Annotated in this window: 16 protein-coding genes and 2 pseudogenes; 7 read left to right on the forward strand and 11 right to left on the reverse strand. The window is 71.0% G+C overall.

Translation table 11 applies throughout. The features are described 5' to 3' along the window. Positions 1-2 precede the first annotated feature (2 nt). Genes ACP4E5_RS06780 through ACP4E5_RS06790 form a run of 3 tightly spaced genes read right to left on the reverse strand, consistent with a single transcriptional unit; the run spans position 3 to position 3,432 of the window. Entirely contained in the window at positions 3-1,676 is a 1,674-nt protein-coding gene (locus ACP4E5_RS06780; protein WP_425825894.1) for an HAL/PAL/TAL family ammonia-lyase, read from the reverse strand. After that, on the reverse strand, positions 1,673-3,169 hold the full coding sequence (locus tag ACP4E5_RS06785; protein ID WP_425825896.1) for a sodium:solute symporter family protein: 1,497 nt from the start codon (positions 3,167-3,169) through the stop codon (positions 1,673-1,675). The genes ACP4E5_RS06780 and ACP4E5_RS06785 overlap by 4 nt, the downstream gene beginning before the upstream one ends. Continuing rightward, complete coding sequence (locus tag ACP4E5_RS06790; protein ID WP_425825898.1) at positions 3,166-3,432, reverse strand: DUF3311 domain-containing protein; 267 nt, start codon at positions 3,430-3,432, stop codon at positions 3,166-3,168. The genes ACP4E5_RS06785 and ACP4E5_RS06790 overlap by 4 nt, the downstream gene beginning before the upstream one ends. 240 nt (positions 3,433-3,672) lie before the next feature. On the opposite strand from ACP4E5_RS06790, the gene ACP4E5_RS06795 reads away from it, so the two are divergent. Beyond that, entirely contained in the window at positions 3,673-4,017 is a 345-nt protein-coding gene (locus tag ACP4E5_RS06795) for a hypothetical protein (protein ID WP_425825900.1), read from the forward strand. 41 nt (positions 4,018-4,058) lie between these two features. Here the strand turns inward: ACP4E5_RS06795 and tnpA are convergent, their stop codons facing one another. Further along, positions 4,059-4,475, reverse strand: a complete 417-nt coding sequence (gene tnpA, locus ACP4E5_RS06800; RefSeq protein ID WP_425825902.1) for an IS200/IS605 family transposase — start codon at positions 4,473-4,475, stop codon at positions 4,059-4,061. A gap of 25 nt (positions 4,476-4,500) precedes the next feature. Here tnpA and ACP4E5_RS06805 point away from each other — a divergent pair. The 3 genes and pseudogenes from ACP4E5_RS06805 to ACP4E5_RS06815 form a co-directional block, all read left to right on the forward strand. Next, a pseudogene (locus ACP4E5_RS06805) lies at positions 4,501-5,756 on the forward strand (RNA-guided endonuclease InsQ/TnpB family protein); the annotation flags it as partial. After that, positions 5,749-6,084 carry a PPOX class F420-dependent oxidoreductase gene (locus ACP4E5_RS06810; protein WP_425841120.1) on the forward strand — a complete coding sequence of 112 codons (336 nt, stop codon included), beginning with the start codon at positions 5,749-5,751 and terminating at the stop codon, positions 6,082-6,084. The pseudogene ACP4E5_RS06805 and the gene ACP4E5_RS06810, both read left to right, overlap by 8 nt. A gap of 274 nt (positions 6,085-6,358) precedes the next feature. Then, entirely contained in the window at positions 6,359-7,036 is a 678-nt protein-coding gene (locus tag ACP4E5_RS06815) for a TIGR00266 family protein (protein ID WP_425825904.1), read from the forward strand. Between the two features lie 69 nt (positions 7,037-7,105). Here ACP4E5_RS06815 and ACP4E5_RS06820 read toward each other — a convergent pair whose 3' ends face one another. The 4 genes from ACP4E5_RS06820 to ACP4E5_RS06835 form a co-directional block, all read right to left on the reverse strand. Continuing rightward, positions 7,106-7,921, reverse strand: coding sequence for an alpha/beta fold hydrolase (locus ACP4E5_RS06820; protein ID WP_425825906.1), 816 nt, complete (start codon positions 7,919-7,921; stop codon positions 7,106-7,108). Positions 7,922-8,010: 89 nt separating this feature from the next. After that, complete coding sequence (locus ACP4E5_RS06825; protein ID WP_425825908.1) at positions 8,011-8,910, reverse strand: NADP-dependent oxidoreductase; 900 nt, start codon at positions 8,908-8,910, stop codon at positions 8,011-8,013. A gap of 34 nt (positions 8,911-8,944) precedes the next feature. Further along, the gene (locus tag ACP4E5_RS06830; RefSeq protein ID WP_425825910.1) at positions 8,945-9,427 is read right to left on the reverse strand and encodes a hypothetical protein; all 483 of its coding nucleotides are present in this window, start codon (positions 9,425-9,427) and stop codon (positions 8,945-8,947) included. 8 nt (positions 9,428-9,435) lie between these two features. After that, positions 9,436-9,870, reverse strand: coding sequence for a winged helix-turn-helix transcriptional regulator (locus tag ACP4E5_RS06835; RefSeq protein WP_425825912.1), 435 nt, complete (start codon positions 9,868-9,870; stop codon positions 9,436-9,438). A 120-nt stretch (positions 9,871-9,990) separates the two neighbouring features. Here ACP4E5_RS06835 and ACP4E5_RS06840 point away from each other — a divergent pair, with 120 nt between their 5' ends. Further along, positions 9,991-10,851, forward strand: a complete 861-nt coding sequence (locus ACP4E5_RS06840) for an alpha/beta fold hydrolase (RefSeq protein ID WP_425825914.1) — start codon at positions 9,991-9,993, stop codon at positions 10,849-10,851. Between the two features lie 37 nt (positions 10,852-10,888). Here ACP4E5_RS06840 and ACP4E5_RS06845 read toward each other — a convergent pair. Then, positions 10,889-11,282, reverse strand: a pseudogene (locus ACP4E5_RS06845) (NAD-dependent dehydratase); the annotation flags it as partial. A gap of 115 nt (positions 11,283-11,397) precedes the next feature. On the opposite strand from ACP4E5_RS06845, the gene ACP4E5_RS06850 reads away from it, so the two are divergent. Next, positions 11,398-12,027, forward strand: a complete 630-nt coding sequence (locus ACP4E5_RS06850; protein ID WP_425825916.1) for a GntR family transcriptional regulator — start codon at positions 11,398-11,400, stop codon at positions 12,025-12,027. A gap of 39 nt (positions 12,028-12,066) precedes the next feature. On the opposite strand, the gene ACP4E5_RS06855 is transcribed toward ACP4E5_RS06850, so the two are convergent. Both ACP4E5_RS06855 and ACP4E5_RS06860 read right to left on the reverse strand, forming a co-directional pair. Beyond that, entirely contained in the window at positions 12,067-12,891 is an 825-nt protein-coding gene (locus ACP4E5_RS06855) for a carbon-nitrogen hydrolase family protein (protein ID WP_425825918.1), read from the reverse strand. Positions 12,892-12,928: 37 nt separating this feature from the next. Continuing rightward, entirely contained in the window at positions 12,929-14,278 is a 1,350-nt protein-coding gene (locus tag ACP4E5_RS06860; RefSeq protein ID WP_425825920.1) for an MFS transporter, read from the reverse strand. 148 nt (positions 14,279-14,426) lie between these two features. Here ACP4E5_RS06860 and ACP4E5_RS06865 point away from each other — a divergent pair, with 148 nt between their 5' ends. Then, positions 14,427-15,113 carry a DUF2848 domain-containing protein gene (locus ACP4E5_RS06865; RefSeq protein ID WP_425825922.1) on the forward strand — a complete coding sequence of 229 codons (687 nt, stop codon included), beginning with the start codon at positions 14,427-14,429 and terminating at the stop codon, positions 15,111-15,113. Positions 15,114-15,385 lie beyond the last annotated feature (272 nt).

Raw genomic sequence — 15,385 nt, forward strand, 5'->3', positions numbered from 1 at the left:
GGTCACCCCACGTGCGTCGCCTCGTCCGCCGCTGTCACGACCGCACCTGACCGGACGAGGTCGAGCGCCGCGTGCACCCTCGGGTACAGGACGACATCACGCGTCAGGTGGTCGATCGGCCGTCCGTCGGTGGCGGGGGTGGCGCGCAGCCGGTCGAGTGCGGCGCGGGTGGCCGGGGCGAGGGCCTCCGGGCCCCTGCCCTGCTCGGCGAGCCGCAGCTCCAGCGCCTGACCGGCCATCAACAGTTCGGTGGCGACGACGGCCTCGATATTGGCGACGACCTGGCGGGCGTGGCGTCCCGCGTTGGAGGCCATCGAGACATGGTCCTCCTGGTTGGAGCAGGTGGGGATGGAGTCGACGCTGTCCGGGTGCGCGAGCGTCTTGCAGTCCGACACCAGGGCGGCGGCCAGGTACTGGGGCAGCATGTACCCGCAGTCCATGCCGACCTTCTCCCCGTCGACGAGCATGTCCGGCAGCCCGCGGTTGAGTGTGCCGTCGTTGAGCCGGAACAGGCGGCGCTCGGCGATCGACCCGATCTCGGTGACGGCGATGGACAGGAAGTCCGAGGCGAACGCCAGGTATTGGGCGTGGAAGTTGCCACCGGAGACGGCCTTGAGGTCGCGCGGCAGGCCGGGCACGACGAGCGGGTTGTCGGTGGCCGCGTTGAGTTCGGTCTCTACGATGCCGTGGACGAAGCCGAGGGTGTCCCGCACAGGACCGAGCACCTGCGGCACACACCGCAGCGAGTACGCGTCCTGGGGTGGCTGGCGTACGGGATCGGTGTCGGCGGCGCCGTCGACGAAGGCGCTGCCGTCGAGGAGTTCGCGCAGCCGGGCCGCGGTCGCGATCTGCCCGGGGTGGCCGCGGGCCTCGTGCAGTTGCGGCAGGAAGGCGTCGCCGAAGCCGAGGAGCGCCTCGATGCTCATGGCGGCGGTCACCTCGGCGGTGGCCAGGAGATTCTCGGCGTCGGCGAGGGCGAGGGCGCACAGCGCGGTGGAGTACGAGGTGCCGTTGGTGAGGGCGAGGCCTTCCTTGGCGCCGAGGGCGAGCCGGTCGATGCCCGCGGCCGCCATCGCGGCGCGCCCGCTGACCAACTCGCCTTCGTAGTGGGCGAGTCCGCTGTCCTCGTCCGGGTCGGTGTCACCGGCGGGACGGCTGAGGGCGAGGGCGAGGTGGGCGAGCGGGATGAGGTCGCCGCTGGCGCCGAGCGATCCGTACTCGGGGATCGCCGGGTGGACACCGGAGTTGAGCATGGCGAGCAGGGTGTGCACGACGTCGGGGCGCACGCCCGCGTAGCCGCGCGCTAGGCTGGAGGCGCGGATGAGCATGGTGGCGCGGACGATGTCCTCGCCGCAGTGGCGGCCGACGCCGCAGGCGTTGGAGACGATGAGGCGGCGGGACAGTTCGACGGCGTCCTCGGGGGCCTCGAAGGCCTGCCGTCCGGCGAGCGAGCCGAAGCCGGTGTTGACGCTGTAGACGGGGCGTGCGGCCTCACCCTCGGCCATGTCGTCGGTGAGCCGGGCGATCCACGCGGCGCTCGGCCCCATGGCCTTCTCCGCGGTCTCGCCGAGGGTGACGGGCCGGTGGTGGCGGGCGACGGCGACGAGGTCGTCGAGGGTGAGCGGCCCGTCGCCGAGGACGAGGGGTGCGGTGGCCGTGACGGCTGTGGTGGTCACAGGGCGGCTCCTTCCGGGACGGTGGTGGCAGCGGCGGGGCGGGGGTCGTCGTCCCGGTGTCCGGCGCGGTGGCGGGTGGCCGCGCTGACGACGGCGAGTACGAGGATGTTGGCGACCATGGCGACGACACCCACGTCGAGGTCCTGCACGGGCCGCGGCGCCCACGGCAGCAGGCTCGCGCTGGTGGCGTCGGTGAGCGTCGTCCAGCTGACGATGGCGACGCCGGTGCACACACCGGCCCAGGCACCGGCGGTCGTGACGGGGTTGCGCCGCCACATCGACGCGACGAGCACCGGGAAGAGCTGCACCACGAACCCGTACGCCATGATCAGCAGCATCGCGATGGCCTCGCCGCCGCGGAAGGTGAGCACGGCGGCGACCAGCGCGAGCACCGGCACCAGGAGACGGCTGAGCCGCCCGACGGTCCGCTCGCTCGTGGCGGGACGGGCCGTCTGGTAGATGTTCTTCGCGACCAGCATCGCGGCGGACTGCAACAGCATCGCGCCGGGCACCAGCGCGGCGAGCATGCCGGCGACCCCGACGAGCCCGACCAGCCACGGCGGCAGCGCGTCCTTGGCCAGCGAGAGCAGCGCGAGGTCCCCGTCCTTGAGCCCCGGCACCTTGAGCACGGCGGTGAACCCGATGACGAGGACCATCACCAGAACGATCTGGTACGCGGGTGTGATCACGGCATTGCGGCGCAGTGCCTTGGCGCTGCGGGCGGCCAGGATGCCGGGCATCATGTGCGGCCACGTACAGATGCCGAGGGCGAACAGCAGGCTGGTCGAGATGTACCACCACACGCTGTACCCGTGGTCCGGCAGCGTCAGGAAGTGCGGGTGGGCGGCGGAGAGCGCCTGGAACATGTCACCGAGCCCGCCGTAGTAGTGGATCGGCAGGTACAGGCCGAGCCCCACGACGAGGACGAGCATCAACGTGTCCTTGATGATCGCGTTCCAGGCGGTGCCGCGCAGCCCGGACACGGTGACGTACACGGCGATGACGGCGACACCGATCCACACGGCGGCGCCCTGCGAGATCCGCCCGTACGAGCACTCGTGGACGATGATGCCGAGCCCCTTGAGCTGCAACACCAGATACGGCACGAGTGACACCACGCCGACGACCGCGGTGAGCACGCCGAAGCCCTTCGAGCGGTACTTGTGCGCGTACAGGTCCGGGGCGGTGAGCAGCTTGTGGCGGCGGGCGTACGCCCAGATCGGCGGGGCCAGCCAGTAGAAGACGACGTAGCAGATCGACGAGAACATGTAGATCATCGGCCCGCCCATCGAGTAGGCGCCGCCACTGCCACCGAGGAAGGTGTACGTGGTGAAGTTCTCGCCGGCCGCGAGGAGGAACACGAGCAGGCTGCCGAGGCCGCGCCCGCCGAGGGACCACTGTTCGAGGTCCATGGTGCGACCGCGGCGGGCGAGCAGCCCGAGGATGAGCACGAGGACGAACGCGCTGCCGAGGATGGCGAGGGCGGTGTTCATCGGGCGGCTCCTTCAACGGTGGCACCAGGCGCCGCGTCGCCCGCCAACTCGCCGCGCTCGTCGGGCAGTTCATCGGGTTCGCGGTTGGCGGGGTCGAGCCAGTAGACGACCGCCATGACGACGGTGGTGAGCACCACCCACAGGGCGGCCCAGAACACCACCAGCGGCAGCCCCAGGACGTAGGGCCGCTCGGTATTGACGACGATCAACGACCCGGCGACCGGGACGGCGCTGAGCAGATAGAGGATCCAGCGGCGTGACACGGGACGTGCTCCCTCCGGACGGACGGGCCATGGGCAGGCCCCCGTCCGGAGGACCGGGCCATCGGGCCACCGGGCGGGCGCGCGGGGAATGCTTGCCCGGTGAACGGATCTTGGCAATGGCGGATTCTCACGGTGCAGGAACGGCGGAGCCCGGCGCGGTATCGCTCCGCGCCGGGCTGTCGTACGCGTATCGGTCGTGCTCGTTCCGCCGTACTCGTTCCGTCGTGCTCAGATGCCTACTTGACGCTCGCTCCCACGACGATCTCCTGGGTAGATCTGCGCAGACGCCTGCGCGCGGGTGAGCGCGAGGCGTTCGCCGAGCTGTACGAGCAGTGGGCCGCGACCGTGCAACAGCACGAGCTGTGGCCCACCGGCGGTCGATCCTGGTCTCGCCCACCACGATCCAGCCACGGATACTCTCCGGCCGCTGACGCCGAGGGGAACCCCGCCCTCACCTCCCGGCACCGTCCCCCTGCGACCTCACTCGACCGCGACACACTCGCCGCGCTCGAGCGCCGCCGCTACCGGGATTCATTCGCGGTGCTCGGCCCTCAGGCCGGTGGTGAAGCGAATCTGTGGCTGTGACGCGGAGCGTCGTGGTTCGTCCTGGCGGAGCCGGGCTCTGCTCACGCGGGACGATTCTGCTGCTCGATGTACTGCCGCACCACGCTGAGGGGTGCGCCGCCGACCGTGCCGGCGAAGTAGGAGCCGGACCAGAGTTTGTTGGCCCGCCAGTAGTGCCGGACCAGGTCGGGAAACTCCTGGCGCAGGCGCCGGGAGGAGACGCCCTTGAGGGAGTTGACCAGTTTGGTCACGGCGACTTTGGGCGGGAAGTTCACGAGGAGGTGAACATGGTTGTCCTCGCCGTTGAACTCGACCAGTTCGCACTCGAAGTCCGCGCACACCGCCCGCATGATCTCCTCCATGCGGGCCAAGTGCCGGTCGGCGAAGACATGATGCCGAAACTTTGTCACAAAAACCAAGTGGACATGCATCACGAACGCACGGTGGCGACCAGCCCTGATGTTCTCCGTCTCAGCCATAACCCAATTATGTAGGTTGTGTCTCATGCAGCTCCGGTACACCTTTCGCCTCTACCCGCAGCCGGGCCAACGCACCGCGCTGGCCCAGGCGTTCGGGTGCGCACGCGTGGTGTACAACGACGCTGTCCAAGCCCGCAGGGAAGCGTACGCGGACGGGGACGCGTTCCCCGGGATCGGGGAGCTGTCCAGGCGATTGATCACCCAGGCCAAGCAGAGTCCCGAACGCTCCTGGCTGGGCCAGGCCCCCGCGGTCGTGCTGCAGCAGTCGCTGCGCGACGCGGAATCGGCCTACCGGAACTTCTTCTGCTCCCTCTCGGGCAAGCGCAAAGGGCCGAAGGTCGGTGAGCCCAGGTTCAAGTCACGCAAGGACCACCGTCAAGCGATCCGGTTCACCGCCAACGCCCGCTGGTCGATCACCGGCAAGGGGCGTCTGAGCCTGCCGAAGATCGGCGAGGTGATGGTGAAGTGGTCGCGGCAGTTGCCGGTGGTGCCGTCCTCGGTCACGGTGATCAAGGATGCGGCCGGGCGGTACTTCGCCAGCTTCGTCATTGAGACCGACCCGGACACCGACCACGAGGCCATGCCGCAGCCGGAGGAGGACGCGGGGGTCGGGATCGATCTGGGCCTGGACTGCTTCGTGGCCCTCTCCAACGGCACAAAGATCAAGACGCCGAAGTTCCTGCGCCGCGCGGAGAAGAAACTCAAACGCGCCCAGCGCGAGCTGTCACGCAAACAGAAAGGGTCCAGGAATCGGGAGAAGGCCAGGCTCAAGGTGGCCCGCGCACACGCGCAGGCCGCCGACGCGCGCAAGAACTTCCACCATCAGCTCTCCACTCGGTTGGTCCGCGAGAACCAAGCGGTCGCGGTGGAGAACCTGTCGGTGAAGGGTCTGGCGCGTACGAGACTGGCCAAGTCCGTCCATGACGCGGGCTGGTCCCAGTTCGTGGACATGATCGAGTACAAGGCGCAACGGTACGGGCGGCAGTTTGTGCGGATCGGCCGGTTCGAGCCCACCAGCCAGGTCTGCTCGGCCTGCGGACACCGCGACGGCCCCAAACCGCTGCACATCCGCAAATGGACCTGCCTCACCTGCGGGGGCGTCCATGACCGGGACGTGAACGCCGCACGCAATGTGAAACGAGCTGCGGGACTGGGATTCGACGGGCCGCTGGACGAGCGGTTACTCAAGCCGGTGGAGCGCAGGTAAGACCCCCACCCTGCGTGGGGGCACAGCGTGAAGAAACGGGAAGTCACGGAATCCCGCCCGTGGCCAGTGCCGCGAAGGGGCACAGCACCGAGCGGGACGGCCAGAATCTCCTTCCTTCGGGAAGGAGTTACATGTCAAGTCAGTCTCACCACGTACCGGAAGGACGGCACGCCGAGAGCCACCGCGGTCTGGCACGCCATGGACGGGGAGCGGCTGTACGTGCGCAGCGCGGCCGACGCCTGGAAGGTCAAGCGGCTGCGGCGCGACTCCCGGGCCGAGGTCGCCGTCTGCGACGTTCGCGGGCGCGTCGCCCCGGACGCCGTACGGGCGACGGGGACCGGCCGGGTGCTGGACGAGGAGGGGACGAAGAAGGCGGGGCGCTGCTGCGGCGGAAGTACGTGATGGCACGCATCGGCGACTGGTACTCGGCGATCTCAGGACGCCACCGCAGGCATCCCGTGATCGGCCTCGAGGTCACCTTCTAGCCAGGCCCGTACGCTCTTGGGCCGCCGGCCGGGAGGGCCGGTCATCCGTCAGGAGGATCGGCCCACGGGGTGGATCCTCCTCCGGTCGCAGGCGAGTCGGGCGTACGGGTTGACCTGCGGCGACGATCCGCGCGGGACGATGGAAGAGGACGGCGAACCGTCGTCCTCCCCCACGCGAGAAGAGGCCAGGCATGCACATCGAGGTCCGTCACAGTCCGTCCTTCGCGGTGGCGCGCGTCCTGCTGGCCGCCGGGGAGAGCGTCCGGGCCGAGTCCGGCGCGATGATGGCCATGTCCGGCGGGATCGACGTCGAGGCGAAGACCGAGGGCGGCCTGTTCAAGGGGCTCAAGCGGAGCGTCCTGGGCGGCGAGTCGCTGTTCGTCACCCGGCTGACCGCCGGTCCGGAGGGCGGCTGGGTCGACCTCGCGGCGAACCTGCCCGGCGACGTCACCGACGTCGAGGTGGACGGCGGCCTCAACCTGGCCCGCGGCGCCTGGCTTTGCTCGTCCGACGGGATCGAGCTCGACACCAAGTGGGGCGGCTTCAAGAACCTCGCCGGCGGGGAAGGCGGCTTCCTGGTGCGGGCCGAGGGCCGGGGCACGGTCCTCGCGTCCTGCTACGGGGCGCTCGACGTGCTCGACCTCAAGGCCGGCGAGAAGATCGTCCTCGACTCCGGACACATGGTCGCGTTCGACGACAGCGTCACGTACACCACCCGGAAGGTGAGCCGCGGGCTGATGCAGACCCTCAAGTCCGGCGAGGGCCTGGTCTTCGAGATGACCGGCCCCGGCCGCGTGTGGACCCAGAGCCGCAACCCCAGCGCGCTGATCACGTGGCTCACGGCGAAGCTCCCCTTCACGCGGAGCTGACGCCGCCGCGCGGAACTGACGCTGGCGCGCGGGGCTGACGGCGCCGCCCCGCCCGTGCGCACTGCCTGCCTAGCCCTTCAGTACCTCCCGCAGTCGCTCGGCGAACTCCTTGGGCTGTTCGACGAACCCGCCGTGGTCGCCCGGGAATTCGACCGGAGATGCCTTGAGGCGGTCGGCCAGTGTCCTGGAGGTCCGGGCCGTGATCAGGCCTCCCGACGTGGCGCCGATGCCGACGACGACGCGGGCCGCGCCGGCCGTCAGCGCGCCGATGTCGGGTGCGTAGCGGCTGGTGCCCATGAGTTCGTGGGCGAAGAAGCGGGCGCTGTTGGCGAGGTCCCGCTCCGAGGGCTCTCCGGGCGGCGGCGTGGGTGCGGCATCCTCGCCACCGCCGACCTCGAATCCCGCGTTGCCCATGAACTGCATCCACGCCGCGCCCACGCCCTCCCGGTGGAAGGTCTCGACGATGGCGGCCGCCGCGGCGACCTGCTCCGCGGCGTCGGGAAGCAGCTCCAGCAGCGGAGGCTCGTGCGCGACGAGCGTGCGCACCCGCCCGGGGTGCCGCGCGACCAGCGCGAGCCCCGTGACCGCCCCGCCGCTGCTGCCGAACACGTCGGCGGAGTCCGCTTCCAGGGCGTCGAGGAGGGCGGCGACGTCGTCCGCCCGGAGTTCGGGGGTGGAATCCTGCTCCGGGTCGTCGAGGACGCTGCCCGAGATGCCCCGCGGGTCGTGGGTGACGACCGTGTGGTCGCTCGCGAGCGCGTCGGCCAGCGGCCCGAACGCCTCCGCGTCCATCGGCGACCCCATGACCAGCAACAGCGGTCCGGAGCCGCGGACTTCGTAGTGCAGGCGCGCACCGGCTACGTCGAGGGTGTGGGTGGTGGTCATGGGTCGTCCTTCCATGGGCGGTCACCGCGATCGCGGTGACGAAGGTAGGACTCCGGCCGGGGGCAAACCTCATCGCCGCATGGTGCGTGTCAGACCAGGAGGACGAGCTTTCCGCGTACGGCGCCGGACTCCCCCACCCGGTGCGCTTCCGCGACGTCGGCCAAGGCGAAGGCCCGCCCGACGGGAAGCGTGAACCGGTCGGCCTCGACCAGATCCGCCACTTCACCGAGTGCGTAGACGGCACGGCCGGTGTCTCCGCGGCTGAAGCGCACACCGTGCTCCTGCGCCCCGGCGAAGTCGGCGACGGTGATGACCTGGTCCGCACCGCCGGCCAGGTCGATCAGCTCGGGCAGGATCCCGCTGCCCGCGACATCCAGCGCCAGGTCGACACCACGCGGTGCGACGGCCCGGACACGGTCGGCCATGCCTTCGCCGTACGCGACGGGTTCCCCGCCGAGTTCGCGGAGCCGGTCGTGGGTGGCCGGGCTGCCGGTGCCGATCACCTGCGCACCGCGCGCGACGGCGAGTTGGACGGCGGCGCTGCCTACGCTGCCGGACGCCCCGCTGATGAGGAGTGTGACGCCGCCGCGGACGCCGAGCTGGTCGAGGGCCCTCGCCGCCGTCTCGACGGCTGACGGCAGGGCCGCGGCGCCGGCGAAGTCGAGCGAGGCGGGGATGCGCGCCCATGCGGACAGCACGGCACGCTCCGCCTGCGCGGCGCCGCCACCACCGAAGCCGAACACCGGGTCACCGAGGGCGACCCCCTCGACCCCGTCCCCGATCTCGTCGACGATTCCGGCGGCCTCGTACCCCATCGTCTGGGGCAGCTCCTGGTCCATGAGCCCCTGCCGCTTCTTCCAGTCGCTGGCGTTGACACCGGCGGCGCGCACCGCGATACGGATCTCCCCGGCTCCCGGGTGGGGATCGGGCAGCTCGACGATCTCGAGCACCTCGGGCCCGCCGAACCGGCTGAACTGGGCTGCCTTCATGGGGTGTTGTTCCGTTCCTGAGCGGACTGTCGTCCTAGTCGCGGACGTTGCGGACCGTGTGGGCGTCGCGGACGTTGCGGGCGAGCCAGGGGCTGAGCGCATTGGGCAGGATCAGCTCCTTGTAGGTGTCATCACCGGGCAGCGGAACGATCAGCCACAGCGCGGGAGGGAACACCCTTCGCTTTACGTGGGCCAGGCCGCCGTAGACGGATCGCAGGAACGCAGGGACTGCGTCCTGGGGGATGTCGTCGAAGTCGACGTTCTCTACGGTGATTTTCGCATCGTCGTCCGGGAAGATCCGGACGGACACGGCGGGCGTGCCGCCGAGGTCGATGTGTGCCTCGTGCGGCAGCGTGCCGTCCGGGTCCAGTACCGCGAAGGCGCCGGCCGAGGTACGGCGGGACGTCTGGTCGGCGCCGATGTCGTCGGTGACGGACACCTCGAGGTGGTGCTCCCGGGCGACCTCACGAACCGCCGCCACGGCGGCCTCGGTACTCGCCAGATGCGGATGCTCCATGGCCCCGATCATGCCTCATGGGCGAGAGGGCCCGACGTCGTTGTGCCGTCGGCGAGCTGGTTGTTGTGGTCGATCTCCGGCATGTGTGTCTCGGCCCAGACCCGCAGGGCCGCGAGCGGTGCTTCGAGGGACAGGCCGAGTTCGGTGAGCCGGTAGTGGACGGCGGGCGGCACGGTGGGTTCCACTCGGCGCGCCACCAGGCCGTCGCGGGCCAGGCTCTGCAGCGTGACGGACAGCATCTTCTGCGAGATGCCCGGGGCGCGGCGCCGCAGTTCCGCGAAGCGCAGCTCGCCCGGGGCCTGCTCGGCCAGCACCTTGACCACCATCGACGTCCACTTGGTGCCGATGCGGTCGAGCAGCCGGCGGGTCGGGCAGAGCGGGTCCAGCAGGTCACCGCGCCCGCCGCGCCGCTGGTCACGTGCGTCGGACTTCGACGTGGTCACCTGGGACTCACCACCTGAAGGAGAAGTGCCGTCTTGGGCGGACCAGGCTAGTTGCCTACCGTGACGTTGTCACTATTCCTCACCGCCTTCCTCTACGCCTCTCTCCCTTGGAGTCCCGCCATGCCCGAGCTCCGGCGCGTCCGCGCCAACGGTGTCGAACTCAACGTCGCCCTCGCCGGATCGGGTCCGGCCGTCCTGCTGCTGCACGGCTTCCCGCACACCTGGGAGTTGTGGACGGACGTCATGGCCGGACTGTCCGACCGCTACCGGGTCATCGCCCCGGACCTGCGTGGGTTCGGCGCGAGCGGCGGCGCCGAGTCCGGGTACGACGCGGGCACCCTGGCCGAGGACGCCGCGGCGCTTCTCACCGCGCTCGGTGTGTCCTCGGCCGCGGTGGTGGGCATCGACGCGGGCACCGCGCCGGCGTTCCTCCTCGCCGTGCGCCGCCCGGGGCTCGTCCGCCGCCTGGTGGTGATGGAGTCGCTGCTGGGCACGCTGCCGGGCGCCGAGGACTTCCTCGCCGGCGGCCCGCCGTGGTGGTTCGGCTTCCACTCCGCCGCGCCCGGCCTGGCCGAGACCGTGCTGGAGGGCCATGAAGCCGAATACGTCGACTGGTTCCTGAACGCCGGCACGCTCGGCGACGGCGTCCGCCCCGCCGTCCGGGACGCCTTCGTGCGCGCGTACACAGGGCGCCAGGCGCTGAGCCGCGCGTTCTCGTACTACCGGGCCCTGCCCGAGAGCGCGGCACAGATCGCCGGCGCGGTCGCCGCGGCCCGCCTGACGGTGCCGACGATGGCGCTGGGCGCGCGGCCGGTCGGCCCGGCCCTGGAACGCCAACTCCGCCCGGTCACCGACGATTTGACCGCCCACCTCATCGAGGACTGCGGCCACATCATCCCGCTGCACCGGCCACGCGCCCTGCTCGCGCTGCTACGTCCGTTCCTGGCCGGTACGGAGTCGAGAGCGGCGCAGTGCGACTGATGAGCACGGCCGCCATCCGTGCGCGGCCCACCGACCGTCAGACCTGGTAGCGATCCCCCGTGAAGAGGCGCGGGTTGTCCGCGACCCAGGCGGAGGTGCGGCGCAGCCCCTCGTCGAGCGGGACCTCCGGTTCCCGGCCCGCCCAGTCGCGGGTGGGGGAGTTGCCGGACAGCCAACTGCACGCCGGCCGACGCGAGATCAAGCTCGGCTCCCCCACCCCCATCCGCGACTTCTCCTACGCCACCGACACCGCCCGCTGCTTCCTCGCGCTCGCCGCGTGCGACCGGGCGCCGGGACGCGAGGATGGTGGGGATGGCCGCGCGGGCCGACTGCCGGGGGCCGTACGTGTTGAACGGGCGCACCATCGTCACCGGCAGCTCGAAGGCGTACCAGTGCGACAGGGGCATCATGTCCGCGCCGATACCGCGCGCCCGGCGGCGGCGCCCTGTTCCGCCTCACGATCCCGCACGCCCGGTGACCCCGCCCCGTGGTAACTTCCGTATACAACTTGTATGCGATTCTGGTCCACGGTCCACAGGAGCTCTCATGGCGACGTCCGGTCGGGAGAAGGCGTACGCCTACCTCAAGGGGACGGTGCTCACCGACCCGGAGATGCAGGGCGAGTTCCTTTCCGAGCAGGAGATCGCCGACCGCATCGGCGTCTCCCGCACACCCATCCGCGAGGCCCTGCTGCTGCTCGCCGCGGAGGACCTGGTCGAGATGGTGCCGCGGCGCGGCGCGCGGGTCTCCCGGCTGACCGGGCGGCAGATCAGCGAACTGATGGAACTGCGCGGCATGGTGGAACGGTACGCGGCGGAACAGGCCATCAAGGCGGGCCGGGTGCCGCTCGACGAGCTGGGCGAACTCCTGGAGCGGCAGCGCGGGTTGAGCGGGCCCGACGACGCCAAGGAGTTCATCGCCATCGATCACCTCTTCCACGCGACGATCGTCTCGGCCGTCGGCAACGGCCTTCTCGACCGCCACTACGACGGGCTGCGCAGCCGCCAGGTGCGCGCGGGCGTCGTGGCGCTGTACAACCAGAGCGGACGGCAGAAGTCGGTCATCGACGAGCACAAACTGATCCTGGACGCGCTCGCCGCGGGTGACGCGGGCGCGGTGGTCGCGGCGATCGACAGCCACTTGGAGTCGACGCTGAAGGTACTGCTCGCGGGGTGACCGGGGCCGGCCCGGAGTCCAAGGACCGGCCCTGCGGGGTCACTTCGGGTACGTGATCACCGAATCGGCCTGCCCCAGCCTGCGGTTGGCGAGGACCGACGTCTTCTCGCGCACCCGGTCGACCTCGGCGACGTCCAACTCCGCGACGATCAGGCCCGGTTCGGCGCCCAGCGACTCGCGTACCGTGCCGTCCGGGCCGACCAGCATGCTGTGCCCGATGCCCGTCGGCGCCGTGCCCGAGGCGGCGATGCCGCTCGCCGCCGGGTCGGCCTGGTCCACCGCGGCGACCCACACCGTGGCGTCCAGGGCCCGGGCCCGTACGAGGAGTTCCCACTGCTCGCGCTTGCCGGGGCCCGCACCCCAGGACGCGGGCAGCAGCGTGGCGACGGCGCCCGCGTCGGCGTGGGCCCGGAAGAGTTCAGGGAAACGTACGTCGTAGCAGGTGGCGAGGCCGAGGCGGACGCCGTCGACGTCGACGGTCACCACCCGCGTACCGGGGGCGACACCCTTGGACTCGGCGAAGCCGAAGGCGTCGTAGAGGTGGATCTTGTCGTACGTCGCCTCGACGCCCGGGCCGGTCGCGAGCAGGGTGTTGGTCACCCGCCCGTCGTCGGCCGGGGTGAACATCCCGGCGACGATCACGATGCCGGCCGCCTCGGCGATGGCCCGCAGCCGGTTCGCCCACGCGCCGTCGAGGGGCTCGGCGAGCGGGGCGAGCGGCGTGCCGAAGCAGGCCATCGCCGCTTCGGGGAGGACGACGACGCGGGCGCCCGCGTCGGCCGCGCGCCGCGCCTGCTCCTCGATCAGGTCGAGGTTCTTGGCCGGGTCGGGCCCGGTGGTGAGCTGGCTCAGGGCGATGCGCATGAGGTGTCCCTCCTGGTGGGGCGGTAGGTGTGACGGATCAGGCGGTCGCCTGCGCGACCAGTCGATTGTCCTCGTCCGTGGCCGCCACCGCGTCACGCCCCAGCAGCAGCCCGGTGACGGTCACGGCCGCGGTGACGGCAACGTATACGGCGAGGGGTACCCAGCTGTGGAACGAGCCGAGCAGCGCCGTGAACAGCAGCGGAGCGATTGCGCCGCCGATCAGGCCGGCCAGCGTGTAGGCGAGCGAGGACCCGGTGGAGCGCAGCCGCGGCGAGAACTGCTCGGCGACGAACGCGGCCTGCGGGCCGTACATCAGCGAGTGCAGCACGAGCGCGACGATGACGCCGAGCACCAGAAGCCCCCACGAGCCGCCGTCGACCATGCCGAAGAAGGCGAACGGCCACACACCGGCGCCGACGGCCGAACAGCCGTACAGCAGACGCCGGTTGACCCGGTCGGACAGGGCGCCCGCGAGCGGGATGAGGACGATCTGGAGCGAGGAGCCGATCAGTACGGCGGTCAGCGCCGAGCCCCGTGACATGCCCAGCTCGTCGGTGGCGTAGGTCAGCACGAACACGGTGAACAGCGCGTACAGCACGTCCGGGGCGACGCGGGCGAGGATCGCGGCGATCAGGGCGCGGGGCTGCCTGGTGAGCACCTCGCGCACCGGCGCCTCGGGGCGGGTCTGCTCGGCCTCCATCGCCTTGAAGACCGGGGTCTCCTCCAGCTTCGCGCGGATCCACAGGCCGAAGCCGACCAGCACACCGGAGACCAGGAAGGCGACGCGCCAGCCCCAGGAGAGGAACTGGTCCTCGGTCAGCAGGGCGCCGAGCGCCGCCAGGACGCCGTTGGCGAGGAGGTTGCCCGCGGGGGGTCCGACCTGTGCGGCCGAGGCGAAGAAACCGCGTTTCTTGGGGTCGCCGAACTCGCTGGACAGCAGTACGGCGCCGCCCCACTCGCCGCCGACGCCCACGCCCTGCGCGAACCGCAGTACGACGAGCGCGATGGGCGCGGCGGCGCCGATGCTGCTGTGGGTGGGCAGCAGACCGATCAGGAACGTGGCCGCGCCGATCAGCACGAGCGTCGCGATCAGCACCTTCTTGCGGCCGATCACGTCGCCGAGCCGCCCGAAGACGATGCCGCCGAGCGGGCGCGAGACGTAGCCGACGGCGTACGTGGAGAAGGCCAGCAGGGTGCCGGTGAGCGGGTCCTCGGAGGGGAAGAACAGGTCACCGAAGACCAGGGCCGAGGCGGCCGAGTAGACCGCGAAGTCGTACCACTCCAGGGCGGTGCCGGTCAGGCTCGCGAAGAAGGCCCGGACGAGACCGGAGCGGTTCGGGGCGACGACCGGTGCGGCGGCCGGGCCGCGTGGGGAGTCTTGCAGCATTTCGGTCCTCGGATCGGGGGACTCGGGGGTATCGGGGCGAGACATCGACCTTCCGGCATACTTCTTGTATACAGGTCGTATGCGCAAGCCCCGAACGGGAAGTTAACCGCTTCGCAACCCTCCGCCCCGCCCACCCCTGGAGATTTCCATGGCCCTGCTCACCTTCGAACTCCCCGACGGCTCCACCCGCGACGTGCATGTCACCCAGGTCCTCAACGCCGGCTACGCCGGGCGCAGCCAGGACGATGTCGCCGCGCACGTCGCCGAACTCGCCGAACTCGGTGTGCCCGCGCCGACCACGACCCCGGCGCTCTACCCGATCTCCCCCTACCTCGCGCAGCAGACCGAGCGGGTCGCGGTGCAGCACGGCCGGACCTCGGGCGAGGCCGAGTGGGCGCTCGTCGTGGCGGAGGACGGCGAGCTGCTGCTCACGGCGGCGTGCGACCACACGGACCGCGAGCTCGAGGTGCACGGCGTGGCCTGGAGCAAGAACGCGAGCCCGGACGTCCTGGCCCGCCGCGCCTGGCGCCTCTCGGACGTGGAGGGCCGCCTGGACGACCTGACGCTGCGCGCCTGGGTCACGGTGCAGGGCGAGGAGTCCCTGATCCAGGACGGCTCCCTCGCGGAACTGCTCACGCCGTCCTACTGGGCCGAGGTGCTGCGCGAGCGCGGCGAGCTGCTGCCCGGCACGGTACTGATCTCCGGCACCATCCCGATGGCCGAGAACGTCGACCAGTTCGGCGAGGCCTGGCGCGTGGAACTCTCGGACCCGTCGGCCGGCGACACCATCACGCTGTCCTACACGGTGACACGGCTGCCGGTGCCGATCGGCTGAGCGGGGGCGCAGCACACAGAAGTCGGGTGCACGTGGCGATCGTAGGCCCTGAGCCAGGCCAGTCCCCACCAGCCGGTGCTCCCGAAGGCGCCGGGGTGCTCATCGTGCGGTCCCTTGGGAGAGGCGGAACTGACCGGCGGCGCGCAGTCGAGTGCGTCCTACCGCATCCACCCAAAGTCGCCCCGCCACCTACCTTCGGATACTTGTGGCCGCTCATCCGTAGCCGCCCGGCCACCCACCACCACCGCTCGGTCGACCCGCGCGTGGGGCGG

Source organism: Streptomyces fractus (genome assembly GCF_049844455.1).
Classification (GTDB): domain Bacteria; phylum Actinomycetota; class Actinomycetes; order Streptomycetales; family Streptomycetaceae; genus Streptomyces; species Streptomyces fractus.